The organism is Chryseobacterium sp. CS3K3.1 (genome assembly GCF_059515165.1).
The window spans coordinates 1-12,864 of sequence record NZ_JCAKRV010000022.1 but is presented as its reverse complement, the minus strand read 5'-3'; the positions used below and the strand labels follow the sequence as shown (position 1 = coordinate 12,864).

The 12,864-nt window shown below is 34.4% G+C and carries 13 protein-coding genes; 9 read left to right on the top strand and 4 right to left on the bottom strand.

Annotated elements, in window-relative coordinates:
- Nucleotides 1-178 precede the first annotated feature (178 nt).
- On the top strand, nt 179-1,747 hold the full coding sequence (gene sph, locus AC5YGI_RS18365) for a sphingomyelin phosphodiesterase (protein WP_496169182.1): 1,569 nt from the start codon (nt 179-181) through the stop codon (nt 1,745-1,747).
- Between the two features lie 121 nt (nt 1,748-1,868).
- Here sph and AC5YGI_RS18360 read toward each other — a convergent pair whose 3' ends face one another.
- The 3 genes from AC5YGI_RS18360 to AC5YGI_RS18350 all read right to left on the bottom strand — a co-directional run bounded on the left by AC5YGI_RS18360 (nt 1,869) and on the right by AC5YGI_RS18350 (nt 4,766).
- A complete protein-coding gene (locus AC5YGI_RS18360) occupies nt 1,869-3,074 on the bottom strand; it encodes an MFS transporter (protein WP_496169181.1) in 1,206 nt (401 codons plus the stop codon).
- A gap of 88 nt (nt 3,075-3,162) precedes the next feature.
- Nucleotides 3,163-4,077: a helix-turn-helix domain-containing protein gene (locus tag AC5YGI_RS18355; RefSeq protein WP_496169179.1), complete on the bottom strand. Its 915-nt coding sequence runs from the start codon at nt 4,075-4,077 to the stop codon at nt 3,163-3,165.
- A gap of 173 nt (nt 4,078-4,250) precedes the next feature.
- Nucleotides 4,251-4,766 carry a hypothetical protein gene (locus AC5YGI_RS18350; RefSeq protein ID WP_330746677.1) on the bottom strand — a complete coding sequence of 172 codons (516 nt, stop codon included), beginning with the start codon at nt 4,764-4,766 and terminating at the stop codon, nt 4,251-4,253.
- A 463-nt stretch (nt 4,767-5,229) separates the two neighbouring features.
- On the opposite strand from AC5YGI_RS18350, the gene AC5YGI_RS18345 reads away from it, so the two are divergent.
- The 3 genes from AC5YGI_RS18345 (at nt 5,230) to AC5YGI_RS18335 (ending at nt 8,442) form a co-directional block, all read left to right on the top strand.
- A complete protein-coding gene (locus AC5YGI_RS18345) occupies nt 5,230-5,406 on the top strand; it encodes a BF3379 family histone-like protein (protein ID WP_002978882.1) in 177 nt (58 codons plus the stop codon).
- A 173-nt stretch (nt 5,407-5,579) separates the two neighbouring features.
- Entirely contained in the window at nt 5,580-6,737 is a 1,158-nt protein-coding gene (locus AC5YGI_RS18340) for a hypothetical protein (RefSeq protein WP_496169176.1), read from the top strand.
- Nucleotides 6,738-6,870: 133 nt separating this feature from the next.
- Nucleotides 6,871-8,442 carry a M20/M25/M40 family metallo-hydrolase gene (locus AC5YGI_RS18335; RefSeq protein ID WP_496169175.1) on the top strand — a complete coding sequence of 524 codons (1,572 nt, stop codon included), beginning with the start codon at nt 6,871-6,873 and terminating at the stop codon, nt 8,440-8,442.
- Nucleotides 8,443-8,740: 298 nt separating this feature from the next.
- On the opposite strand, the gene AC5YGI_RS18330 is transcribed toward AC5YGI_RS18335, so the two are convergent.
- Entirely contained in the window at nt 8,741-9,079 is a 339-nt protein-coding gene (locus tag AC5YGI_RS18330) for a helix-turn-helix domain-containing protein (RefSeq protein WP_496169173.1), read from the bottom strand.
- A gap of 512 nt (nt 9,080-9,591) precedes the next feature.
- Here AC5YGI_RS18330 and AC5YGI_RS18325 point away from each other — a divergent pair.
- From AC5YGI_RS18325 to AC5YGI_RS18305, 5 genes are all read left to right on the top strand, one after another.
- Nucleotides 9,592-9,789 carry a hypothetical protein gene (locus AC5YGI_RS18325; RefSeq protein WP_496169172.1) on the top strand — a complete coding sequence of 66 codons (198 nt, stop codon included), beginning with the start codon at nt 9,592-9,594 and terminating at the stop codon, nt 9,787-9,789.
- A 132-nt stretch (nt 9,790-9,921) separates the two neighbouring features.
- Entirely contained in the window at nt 9,922-10,365 is a 444-nt protein-coding gene (locus tag AC5YGI_RS18320) for a hypothetical protein (protein WP_496169171.1), read from the top strand.
- Nucleotides 10,366-10,451: 86 nt separating this feature from the next.
- Nucleotides 10,452-11,873, top strand: coding sequence for a LuxR C-terminal-related transcriptional regulator (locus tag AC5YGI_RS18315; RefSeq protein WP_446105635.1), 1,422 nt, complete (start codon nt 10,452-10,454; stop codon nt 11,871-11,873).
- Between the two features lie 154 nt (nt 11,874-12,027).
- Nucleotides 12,028-12,543, top strand: a complete 516-nt coding sequence (locus tag AC5YGI_RS18310; protein ID WP_496169170.1) for a hypothetical protein — start codon at nt 12,028-12,030, stop codon at nt 12,541-12,543.
- A gap of 64 nt (nt 12,544-12,607) precedes the next feature.
- Nucleotides 12,608-12,826: a hypothetical protein gene (locus tag AC5YGI_RS18305; RefSeq protein WP_496169169.1), complete on the top strand. Its 219-nt coding sequence runs from the start codon at nt 12,608-12,610 to the stop codon at nt 12,824-12,826.
- Nucleotides 12,827-12,864: the final 38 nt, after the last annotated feature.

The window sequence follows — 12,864 nt, the reverse complement described above, 5'->3', positions numbered from 1 at the left end:
AAAAATTAGTTTTAATTGAAACTAATTAGGCCATTAGATTATGATGATTTTTAATAGTTAAATGACGAACCGGAAAATTATTATTTAGATAATATTCAGTTCATTTTTGTTTATACTGTAAATTTTACTTTGGCCACAGCAAAACAAAACAATTTTAACTTAAAAACTTATGAATCAAATGAAATTTTCATTATTCCGGTTTCTTCCGGTACTTTGTCTATTAACCCTTTTATCGTGTAGGTCAGATCAGTTTCAGCAAGATGAGACTCTCCCCAATGCACAGGAAAATGCCATGAGAGGTTCTTTTCCAAACATCAAAGTATTATCGTATAATACATTCCTGTTGAAAGAACTTGCAGTGTCTGGTATGACACAATGGTCACAACAGGCCAGAGCTCAGAAAATTGGTGAAGCTTCTTTTTTGAAGAACTATGATGTACTGATGCTTCAGGAGTGCTTCGATAATGCAGCTTCCGATAAGCTGCGAGAAAAACTTCTTCCCACTTTTCCTTATCAGACTCCAATAGTGGGACGCACAAAAAATGGATGGAACAATACTTTCGGTCACTGGCGTGAGATCATCTCCGGAGGATTTGAAGACGGAGGTGTGATGATTGCCAGTAAATATCCTATTGAAAGAATGGATCAGTTTATCTTTCCTGCAGGATGTGATTTTGATGGATACTGTCTGAAAGGCTTTGCTTACGCCAGAATAGTAAAAGGAGGAAAACGTATCCACTTTATAGCAGTACATGCACAGTCTACACAGCCGTCTTGTAACGGAAGAGATGTGGAAATCCGCAAACAGCAGTTGGGAATGATGAAATCATTTGTTGACCGTTTGAATATCCCTGAAGATGAAATGGTAATTTATGGTGGAGATTTCAACATTATAAAAGATACTCCCGAATATTCCAGTATGCTGCAGACCTTGAATGTGAATGCTCCTACCTATAAAGGATTAAAATATTCATGGGATACAAAAACCAATACCATGGCTTCTTACCATTATCCTTACCCGGACAATAAAAGAGAATATCTTGATTATATTCTGGTTTCCAATGATCATCTTGTTCCTCCAAGCTGGCAAAATATTGCATTCGATCCTGTAGCTTCAAACCTTATGACCTATACCAATATAGCTGGAATTAAATATCACTGGACAGAATATTCGGATCATTATCCTGTAGAGGCCAATGTTTATTCAGACCCGAAAACACCAACAAAAAGTATGAAATTCAGAAAGTATGACCGTATTTCATTGCGATCTGTAGCCACCGGGAAATATATCAGCTCGAACCTTTCAACACCCAATGATTGGCTAACTGTTTCCTCTCTGCTGCCAAGCGATGCAAGAACCTGGTTTAATATTGTGAATATCGGAGATTCTGACAATTATTTTGATTTGAAAGAAGGATACGTTAGGGTAGAGAGCAGCGAAAGGCTTAATCATTTCTGGTATTGGTATTCTTCAGGCAGTGGAAGTTATTATTTTTATCCAAAATATGGAAAGACTACTTATAATATGAGAATTCAAATTGTCAAGAAAAAACCAGGGAATTTTTCAACAAGTATTGAAAATGGAGATACCGTTGCTTTCAAGGATACAACAGGATTTGGTAACACATATTATCTTCAGGTCTATAATAAGTCAGGAACAGACTGGATTTATCTGAATGGAACAAGCTTAACTCCGGATGTACAATTCGTAGTTGAAATGAATAATACCGTTGCACAGCCTTTTTAGAATTATGTATTATAAACTGATGTAAGGATTTAATAAGCGGTTGCCTTCTGGTAGCCGCTTATTGTCACTATAAAACAAGAATAACAAGAATATTGAAAGGTATCCATTAAAAAAGCAGAGACTAATTCTCTGCTTTTTCTTTTTTAACGGCTTGGTGCATGATAAGAATGATCCCCAAAAGGAAACATGCAATGATCAGGTAGCGCCAGGAAAGACCTTTTTGATCTGTTACCGTTCCGCTTACAGAGATGATAAAACTTGTTACAGAAGTGATTACATAAACCAGTCCACCCATCAGTCCGCCGGCTGTACCTGCATTTTTCGGAAAGTAAAGCATACTTGTCGTAAAAAAGGAGGTGAATAAAATTCCGGAACAGATATGAATAAAAAAGGCAAAAGGAATCATAATGAACAGGTTTTCTGCAAAGTAACTGGTGATGATCAGGCCTGCGATCAGGATCAGCTGAAGTAAAATAGGCTGCAATATTCTTGGTTTAAAATCCAGAGTCAGCCTGCGTTTCCCTATAAAACCTCCAATCATCCACGAAAATCCTAAGATTAATGTACAATATCCAATCACTACCGGTGTAAAATGAAAAGTATTTTCTATAATAAATGGCCCGGTAATATTAAATAACATCACGATAGAGTAGCTCAAACCTAAAATGAAAATCCCCAACATGAAAATCCTGTTTTTAAGCATCATCTTATAAAGGCTGATGTTCTCTGAAAGATCCAGTTTCTTTTTCTGAGGAAGGCTCTCCCCGCTAAAAAACCACTCAAAAAGGAACAGAAATCCTGCATATGCTGCCAGAAAATAAAAATTAGCATGCCAGTTAAAGATTTTCTCAAGATATCCTCCGAGGAAAGGGGCCAGAATAGGACCGCAGGACCATACAATAGTAAAGTAGCTCAGATAATGTTTTACCTTTTCCGCATCATAAATATCTACAAAAATAGCACGCGTAGCCACAACGAGTACTGAAACTGCAGCTCCCTGAAGAATACGAAGCAGACAGATCAGCAGAATACTGTTGGTCATCGTAATTAAAATACTGGTTAGTATTAACAGAAACAAGGCTATCAATTTGGGACGATAACGCCCGATGCTGTCCAGAATTCCTCCTACAAATAATTGGGAAATCCCGTAGCTCAACAGATATGATGTCAGGGTAATCTGAATATCTTTTTCCGAAACCATCATTTCTTTGGCCATAGATGGGAACGATGGTAAATAAATATCCGTGACAAACCCGGAAAGCGGGATAGACACGAAAGCCATAATGGTAATTAATCTGATTCGTTGTTCAGATGCTTCTCTCAACATATTCATTCATTTTTTACATTGCAAAAATAAGTCAAGAAATACAAAACCGGATTTTAAAAGACAAAGTAAAAATTACAAAAATCAAATATTATGACAGGTTCTTAAATTTTAAGGGCGAAGTCTGTGCATGCTTTTTAAAGAAATTATTAAAATGAGCAGGCTGATCAAATCCTAAAGTATAACCGATCTGGGCAATATCCCAATTCGTATACTTCAGCAGGTTTTTAGACTCTTCAAACATCTTTTCTTTAATGATCTGTGTGGTTGTAAGATTAGTTACAGATTTCACGGAAGAATTCAGATGATTGACATGTACATTCAGGTGCGCGGCAAAATCAGAAGGTGTTTTTAAGGCCAGCGGATAAGCAGGGGAATCCAACGGAAACTGTTTGTTGAGCAGTTCATCAAATAGCTTATACAGACGTACATTTGCGGGAAGCTCACTAGGATTGATGTCTTCCACACGGTTTTCCAGCGCCAGATGCATTACAGAAGCAAGATTGCTTTTGATACTACTGCAGCGGAAAGGATAGGAAGAGTTATTCATTCTGTAAATCTGATCAAAATAAAGCATTGCCAGCTGAGTCTGTTCTTCCGTCAAAAAAACAACCGGCTTACTCCATTCTTTGAACATCGACGTTTTTTTAAACAGATTGAACTCAGAATTCCCATTAAAAAATTCCTGATTGAATAAACAAAAATATCCTTCCTGCACATCGCTCCCGCATTCCCATGAATACGGAATGCTCGGAGAAGGAAAAAACAGGGCAGGACCATCTATAAACAGCTGATGAGTACCATAATGAATGGTGCCCTTTCCAATAATAAAGCTTATTTTGTAATAATCACGGCGGTTGTAAGGGCTTTTAAAACTGCAGTATTTCCGCATAGAAATATTGAAGTGGGATTTTCCCATTTCAAAATCCTCAGAATCAAACATTTTGATCTGATTTTTACGGATACGTCTGTAATAATCCTCTATCGTTTCCAGCTGATCACTCATAAGTAAAAATTATAAAAATCAAAGATAAGTAAACTGTTGTCTACTTAAGAGCATTTTAAATGAGATAATAGAAATTAAAATAATAGTCTTCCTCAATAGTTGCAGAATTAAAAAAATGATTGATACTATTATATAGGCAAATATCTATGAAACCTATGGTTAAAAGCAGCCGATTAACTTTTATTAATCTCCAGTTCCAAAATATGAGACGGCAGTTGAAAAGGTCCGGCTTTTGAACTGCTCACAGCGATAAAACCACATTCCTTTAAAAAGTCTGCGATCGGATCATGATCCAGGATATTGATCCATATAATATCCGTAAAGCTCACTGCTGACCTGCATTTTTTCCAGAGAGACTGTCGTGTTTCAGGAAGATCAAACTCTGAAAGAATTACAAAACTGATTTCTGTAGCTCTTTTTCCGTCAGGAATTCCCGGATGTACCGAACCGCTTTTTATAATGCTGAATCCGATGGGTTTCTGATCTGCATACATCATGATCAGTTGGTTGGAAAGATCGTTCAGGTCATTGATCATCTTTCTCGGGTCTATTTCGTTGTGAATATATCTTTTGATTTCTTCTTCAGTTACAAATTCTTTGTGTAATGCATAAACGGAAGAATCAATGATGGCTATAAGATCAGAAATTCCCTCTTCAGAACCTACTGTAAATTTTGAAATGATATCCATGGAATTTTTTTATTCAAAAATATAAGATTAATCCATTCAAAAAGGATACAGTTTGGTAAAATATCAGCGGTACAGACATTATTTGTTTAAAATTGTCCTATATCATTAAAATTTTAGTATAAAATTCTGGTAGGAATATAAAGAACCGCAGTTTTAAAGCAACGTAATCAAATACGTATGAAGTAAGGAAAATGAATAATTTACAGATAAAATTTTTAAGAATATTTTTCTAGATGTTTCTTCGGTTCTTATTGATTTTGAATAGTTTATTTAAATATTCATTGATGCTCTATGTGACAACGAATAACATGGTTTATTTTCTACAATAATTTGATTTTATTTTAAAAATTAAATTGAATTTAAGAAAGACTCAGAAAAAATGAGTAAATCCACTATTTTTTTTCAACACAATTAGGCTGGAATCGCCATAAAACCTATATTTGCAGCCTAAATTTTTAAATAAATGAAAGAACTAATTGAAAAAATCAACGCAGAATTTGAAGCGTTCACAACTGAGGCAAACCAACAAGCGGAAAAAGGAAACAAAGCAGCTGGTACAAGAGCTCGTAAAGCAGCTTTAGAACTAAGCAAATTGTTCAAAGAATTCAGAAAAGTTTCTGTAGAAGAAGCTAAGAAATAATTCACCTTTAGCCGGCTTTTGAAGCCGGTTTTTTTATACCTTTATTTTCCTGATCACTTTCGATCCTATCATACCTTTATGTTGATGCTTTTTAAATCCAATGTTAATTTATTTTGTTTGAATACATACCATTTATATAATTTGTATTTTAGAAACATCAATGATGGTATATTATGAAATATTTTTATCTGCTGTTTATTCTCTTTTTTAATTTTTTTTCAGGGCAGAAATTAAAAGTTGTGGATGCAGAAAACGGGAAGCCTATTTTCAATGCAAGAATTCTTTTACAGAATCAGATTGTTTATACCAATGAAGATGGTTTTGCACCGGTTGAACAAGGCGCTGTGAACTTTGAAATTTCTGCTTCCGGTTTCCAAAAGACAATAGTTCATGAATTTCATTCTGTTATAAAACTAAAGCGGGTTTATAAAAAAATTGAAGAGGTAAAACTAGCAAAAATCGATATCAGAAAACTCTTTGAAGACGTAAGTGATAATTATAGAAAGAGATATTACAGTGATCCATCTCTTTATGACGTAATCTACAAAGAAAAAAAGAGTGATAATAATAAGCTTTATTTTTTAGTAATTGCGGAGACTAAATTGTGGAGTAAGGCCAATTATTATAACCATAATAAATCCTATGATAAGAACCTGCAAATGCAGTTAAATAATGTGAAAAGCTTTAAAAATGTAAAGTCGGACAGTATTTTTACCGCAGGATTAAAAGAATTTTCTGAAGAATATATGGGGAATTTTTTTTTCAATTTTGAATTAACACGGGTGCTGGCTCATTTAAAAAATAAAGATTCAAAATATTCAGGATGGATGATCTTCGAAGAAGGCAATGAACAATTGGTTACATTTAGTATTAAATCGGGATTGGGAATTGAAATGGAAGGCGAATTTAAATTTAATAAAGCAGATAAAGTAATTACCTATTTTGAGATCCATTATTTACAGGATCAATATCCGATGATGAAAAGAAAAACAGGTGAGGGGGAAGAATATGATTATCAACTGGGAAATGCAATACTTGTTTTCGATTTTTATAAAAATGATGGAATGTATGTTCCTGCGATGAGCAGACTTGAAGGGAATAAATATGTTGCATATTACAAAGGGGTTAAACATGAAAGAAAGAGCAGTAGGGAGCTTATATACAATACCTTTAAAAAATCAGAAGAAAAAGGACTTGTCCCTAAAGTGGATTTTACTAAAAATATTTGGGATAATGTTCAGGTGAAAGAAAATAAAAATAATACAATTTTACTTTCCAGGGAAGAGCAAGCTTTTATCGATAGGAAATTACCTGATTTTGGATCCAAATAGCAGAAATATTTCTAATTATATTCTTTATCAATTTAATTTATTATATAAAAAACTCTTTAAAGTATATTGTTTAAAGAGTTTTTTGCTTTCATTTCCCCAATTTCTACTATCTTTAAACCAATCAATATATATTATGAGGATAAATAGATTTTTTGCAGTGCCTGCAGTAGTGCTGGCTGCCCAGTTTTCATGGGCTCAGATAAAGGTTGATCCAAAAGAAAGACTAGACCCTATCGTAAAAAGTTTTGTAGATGAAGTCAATAATAATTCCCAGCTTGAAAACCTGGCATCTGAACTGTTGGATGGCATCGGGCCTCGTCTTGTGGGAACTCCCGAAATGCTGGCAGCAAATGAATGGAGTGTTAATAAACTTCGCTCCTGGGGAGTAGATGCCAATCTTCAGCAATTCGGAACATGGAAAGGATGGCAGAGAGGAACCACTCATGTTGATATGACCTATCCGCGCATAAAATCTCTTTCAGCAACTCAGCTGGCATGGAGTCCGGCTACAAAAAAAGCCATTGAAGCAGAAGTAATTACTCTTCCGAAAGTGTCTTCTAAAGCTGAGTTTGATCAATGGCTTCCTTCAGTGAAAGGAAAAATTGTGCTGATGGCTCAATACCAGAAAATCGGACGTTCTGATGAACAGATCAAAGAATTTGCAACCCCGGAATTGTATGAAAAACTTAAAGCCGAAAAAGATCAGGCTGTCAAAGATTTTGCAGCCTATATAAAGAATATCGGCTATGATAATAACAGCCTTCCGGAAGCATTGGAAAAAGCAGGAGCGGCAGGCATTGCCATTTCAAACTGGACGGGTATTATGGGAGCTAACAGAATATTCGGCGCAAAAACTACCAAAATTCCAATGATCGATATCGATTTGGAAGACTATGGAATGCTTTACAGAATGGCAGAAAAAGGAACTCGGCCTAAAATTAAAATTGATGCCCAGTCAAAAATACTTCCCGAAGCCAAAAGCTTTAATACGATCGGAATGATCAAAGGGAAAGAAAAACCTGATGAATATGTAATTCTTTCTGCTCACCTTGATTCATGGGACGGAGCTCAGGGAGCTACAGATAATGGTACCGGTACGATTACCATGCTGGAAGCCATGAGAATTCTGAAAAAATATTATCCTGATAACAAGAGAACTATTGTTATCGGGCTTTGGGGTAGTGAAGAGCAGGGATTAAACGGTTCAAGAGGTTTTGTTGCAGACAACCCTCAGATTATTAAAGGGGTACAGGCTGCCTTTAATCAGGATAACGGAACGGGACGAGTGGTTAATATCAGTGGACAAGGATTTGTAAAAGCTTATGATTATGTGGGAAGATGGCTTGATGGAGTTCCAAAGGCTGTAAGAAGCCACATCAAGACAGATTTTCCAGGAATGCCTGGTGGTGGAGGCTCCGATCATGCTTCTTTCGTGGCAGCAGGAGTGCCCGGAATTTCTTTAGGTTCTCTGAACTGGGGGTATTTCGGATATACATGGCATACTACGAAAGATACCTATGACAAGATCGTTTTTGATGAGGTGAAAAATAATGTGATTTTAACAGCGGCATTGGCTTATATGGCTTCCGAGGATCCTGAATTCAGTAACAGAGAAAAAAGAGTAATGCCCCAAGACGAAAAAGGAGAGGCGGTAAAATGGCCGGAAGTAAAAGAACCTCGAAGAAGTTCCAAAGATTATAAATAGTTCTTTCTTTGAAAAAACATTAAAGAAGGCTGGTTTTAAATCTCTACATATCACACCATATTCTGGTATATTCTTTTTGCCGTTATTGCTTACAACATATATTTGTAGTTATATATGTTGTAGTCAATAACGGCATTTGTTATTATGAATTTTCCCAAAAAGGAATATCCCTCACAGAATAATCGGAAGTGCTAAGGTTCTGCTATATCCTCAATATACCCTTTAAACAAGCCAATAAAAGCACAGTATTTTAATCAGGAATGAATGTCATAATAAATTTATAGAGGACGTGAATTGATTACATACTGAATAAGTTTTTCCATTTTGCAACGGTATTACGACTCAACTTAAAATGCAGGGCCAGCTGCGTATTATTAAGATAATTCTTTTTTTGATATTCAAGGATTTTGTGTATCGTTTCTTCATTGTAAGAACGATGAGACTGATTTGTCTTGATGTCCTGGTTATAATTAAATATTATTCTGTTAATTTCTATTACATCAAACGCTGAAAGGTTTTGCTTCGATAAAATTTTTGCACACTCATCCTTTTTCTCAGGATATTTCAGGTCGACAAGATCAATATAAATCTTTTTATAATCAGGCGTCATTGAGTGAGATTGCTTGTGATGATCCATTTGTAATATAATAATATAAATTTTCCGTTTTTATAGCTCTTTCTTTTCAGTGAGCTCTATCTAATAAAAAGAATACTAGAGTTTATAAATTAATTAAAGAGAGTGTCTCAACCAATTAAAAGAATGCTTTTAATATTCCAAATAATAAAGTAAAATTGTTTTTGAATTTTACAATAGTTTATTCTTTAATGTCAGTTACAACTCTAGTATCTGGTCTTAATATCAACTAAATGATTTGTGAGTTAATAGAAAGTATATAGTTTGTGTTTTTTGCAAAAATATAGGTACTGTTCTATACGCTGCAATATTTTGTATACATCATCTATACAGCTTTTAGTGAATGTCAAAAAACACAAAAATTGCTTACAGATAACAGTTGTTTGTCTTTTAGTATAAGTCAGGAGTATTTGCTTGAAATAATGCATGTTCCATCGTGCTGTATCTGTGATGTATGTGTCATTTAATGCAGCATAATGCTTATTTTATACTTTTACGGTGAAACAAAAAACATTATGAAGAAAAAGATTGTATTAACCTTGCTTGTATTATTGTCGCTGGAGATGTATTCTCAGGGCGGGATTAATACTTCAAATTCTAAAATTACTATAAATGTAACGGGAAATTCAACCCAGTCATCTATCAACGATGGTATCCTGTTACCAAGAATTACTGCCGCCCAGACTAAAATTATCCTTTCTTACAAGCTGTAATACGATTATAGAAACAGGATGTGTTTTTATCGGATTATCTAATATTTTCTAAGTAATCCCTCGGGCCCGGCTTTGATTACTATCTGTTTAAGTAATTACAATAGCTTTTAACACATAATAAATTGGAAAAAAATGAAAAATTTCATCATGACTTTAATAAGTACTCTAATAGCTTTTTCGTGTGCTGTAAATGTTTCTCAAAAAGATATTCCCTATACATCAGCAAAGAAATATTTTGTTAAAAATACCACTGATCAAAAAGAATTAACTGAAAAAATAATTACTTCACAGGAAGAATTTGATTTGATTTTTGGGGCCGCAACAACAATGGGCATGAGTGGGAAACCAACACTTATTGATTTTTCAAAGGAAAATGTACTTGCTCTTATTTACCCGAAAACCAATCTGGAAGTGGAGATTATCCCTGTCAGCCTTCAGCAGAAAGGTCAGAATATAGTATACTCTTATAAAGTGATTAAAGGAGGTCAGCGGAGTTTCATGACTATCCCCAACACCATTGTTATCATTCAAAAACCTGATTCAAAAAAAATAATTTTTCAGAAAGTACAAGAATAAGCAGATTTATCTGCTAGTAACAACGGAACAGCAATTGAATATACAATATGATCAGAGTGAGCATAAAAAGAATATTTCAATTTTTAATGATGGTATTTGCCCATTTGTCTATTTTTACTGTCTTATATTCTCAAAATTATACTCCGGACCAAATAGACAATGCATTAATAATTAAATCCGAGAAATTAAGATTAAGAGGTGAAAAAAAAGAGTTAATTTCTTTCAATGAAAAATATATTATTATTTCCCAAAATCAAAATTATCTGAAAGGAGAGATTTTAGGTTATATCAATATTGCCAATATTTACGCAGCTATTGGTGACTATAAAGAGTCTTTTTATTATCTTCAGAAAGCTGAAAGGAAAATCAAAAAAATTAATGATGTTTATTTATCTGCCAGGCTATATCACGAATATGGACAGATTAATTATGTTATTGGGTTATATACAAAAGCTTTGAAATATAATTCGCAATCTATTTACTATGGTAAGCTGATTTCCAATCCCAATGAAAAGGAAATATTATCAGGTATTTTTGCCAACAGGGCAGATTTCTTATATGATATCCATCGGCATGATTCTTCACTGATTTATTTGCATAAAGCATTAAATATAAAATCGACTCCGGTAATTAATTCATCGATAGCAAATCATTATATGGTTTATAAGGAGAATACAGATTCGTCTTCATATTATTTGAATAATGCATTGAAACTGCTGCAGAAAATGGATTACTGGAATGTCCAAAGAGGGCAGACTTACTACTTGTATGGTAATTTTCTTAATAAAAAAAAGGAGTACAAAAAAGCGCTGTTGTACTATACAAAGTCTGTAGCCATTTTAGAAAGAACCAAAAGAGTTTGTAATATTCCTCTCCTGTACAAAAAAATAGCCGATACTTATCGGGTTTTAAATGATCTGGAGAGAGAAAGAGAATACCTTGAAAAATATACAAGGCTAAATGACAGTTTAAGGAGGGTTTGTAATGAAAGTATCAATATTTCTGTTGATGACATGATGAAGGAAAAAGAATCAGCAAATATTTCAAAGAAGAATATATTTTTTGTTTATAATAGTGTAGTTTTTAGTCTTATTGTTATTCTGATTTTAGCCTTCATCCACTGTCAACAGAATAAAGACATCATAAAACAAAAAGAATTTGAAACAGATGTTTTAAAGGAGAAACTTAATAATTCCTACGATTGTATTATTGAGCTGGCTAAAAAAAATGACCCTGTTTTTCTCAATAAATTTCAGGAAGCACATCCGGACTTTATAAAAGAATTACTTTTAATCAATTCTAATTTGTCAAAATCTGATCTGGCTTTTTGTGCAATGATCTGGTTGGGGTTTACATCAAAAGAAATCGCACAATATACTTTTGTGGAACATCGGTCTGTCCAGAATAAAAAGCATAGACTCAGGAAAAAATTGAATATTTCTTCAGATGTTGATCTGTATTTTTTCTTTAAAAACCTTTCTCATGACCAGGATGACAGTAGTACGTAAAAATAGATTTGCTGTTTTTCTTAAGGTGTACAGGTGTTGATTTTTAGAGCTTTATAAATGTTGTTGTTGGATGATGTACCTGTGATGTATGTGGTTTTATGCTGTAAAAGCGGTGTTGTGTTCTAGTTTTGCATACAATTTAAAATACAATATTATGAAAAAGAAAGCCATCCTTATAACCAGTATCTTTGGTTCCTTATTTTATCATTCCCAAGTTGGAATTAATACCTCTACTCCTATGAAGTCCCTGCATGTTAACGGAGCTTTGCAGGTTGTCAATGAACTGAATGTGGGAGGGACTGCTTCCACCGCAGGTTCGGCAGGAATTGCCGGGCAGGTACTTAAGTCTAATGGACCGGGTAATGCTCCTACCTGGCAATCTATTGCGGGTGTTCCCAGTTCTACAGGAACGGTGATTGTTGTAAACGGTCAGTTTATGGTCGCCCAGGAAATCATAGTACAAATGACTAATGATTTTACGTATACAGCTGGTTCCAATGGTGGTATTCCGGTTGCTATAGGAAGTTTAAATAATGAAATTGTAGATAATGAAAATCTGTATACAGGTTCACCATCCACTAATTCATTTAAAGTTTCTGCAGATGGAGTATATCAGATAATGATGAATGCGCAGTTATCAACAAGTAATGATAGTAGTATCAACAAGTAATGATAGTAGTAATCAACCTACGATTCCAGTAATAGGCATATGGGACGATACAAGTAGTAGCTGGGTGGCGCGTGTTAATGATGTTTATTGGGCAGGATCATCAACTTCAGTTGGAGGTGGACCAAAGCAGACCTATACTCTTATTACCTCAATTCCTATGTTAGCTTCTCATACCTATTCTTTCAGACTGTCTAATACAGTGGATGTAATCGTCAGATATTTAAGCTCAGGTTCTACAGGATCCGGTCCTGTTACCCAAATGTCTTTACGACGACTAAAGTAGATAAATTATAGTGTTTAATAATTTTATTTGAGCTTAAA

Coding starts and splice junctions, on each gene's coding strand:
- sph (WP_496169182.1), top strand. CDS start 179: ATGAAATTTTCATTATTCCGGTTTCTTCCGGTACTTTGTCTATTAACC.
- AC5YGI_RS18360 (WP_496169181.1), bottom strand. CDS start 3,074: ATGTTGAGAGAAGCATCTGAACAACGAATCAGATTAATTACCATTATG.
- AC5YGI_RS18355 (WP_496169179.1), bottom strand. CDS start 4,077: ATGAGTGATCAGCTGGAAACGATAGAGGATTATTACAGACGTATCCGT.
- AC5YGI_RS18350 (WP_330746677.1), bottom strand. CDS start 4,766: ATGGATATCATTTCAAAATTTACAGTAGGTTCTGAAGAGGGAATTTCT.
- AC5YGI_RS18345 (WP_002978882.1), top strand. CDS start 5,230: ATGAAAGAACTAATTGAAAAAATCAACGCAGAATTTGAAGCGTTCACA.
- AC5YGI_RS18340 (WP_496169176.1), top strand. CDS start 5,580: ATGAAATATTTTTATCTGCTGTTTATTCTCTTTTTTAATTTTTTTTCA.
- AC5YGI_RS18335 (WP_496169175.1), top strand. CDS start 6,871: ATGAGGATAAATAGATTTTTTGCAGTGCCTGCAGTAGTGCTGGCTGCC.
- AC5YGI_RS18330 (WP_496169173.1), bottom strand. CDS start 9,079: ATGGATCATCACAAGCAATCTCACTCAATGACGCCTGATTATAAAAAG.
- AC5YGI_RS18325 (WP_496169172.1), top strand. CDS start 9,592: ATGAAGAAAAAGATTGTATTAACCTTGCTTGTATTATTGTCGCTGGAG.
- AC5YGI_RS18320 (WP_496169171.1), top strand. CDS start 9,922: ATGAAAAATTTCATCATGACTTTAATAAGTACTCTAATAGCTTTTTCG.
- AC5YGI_RS18315 (WP_446105635.1), top strand. CDS start 10,452: ATGATGGTATTTGCCCATTTGTCTATTTTTACTGTCTTATATTCTCAA.
- AC5YGI_RS18310 (WP_496169170.1), top strand. CDS start 12,028: ATGAAAAAGAAAGCCATCCTTATAACCAGTATCTTTGGTTCCTTATTT.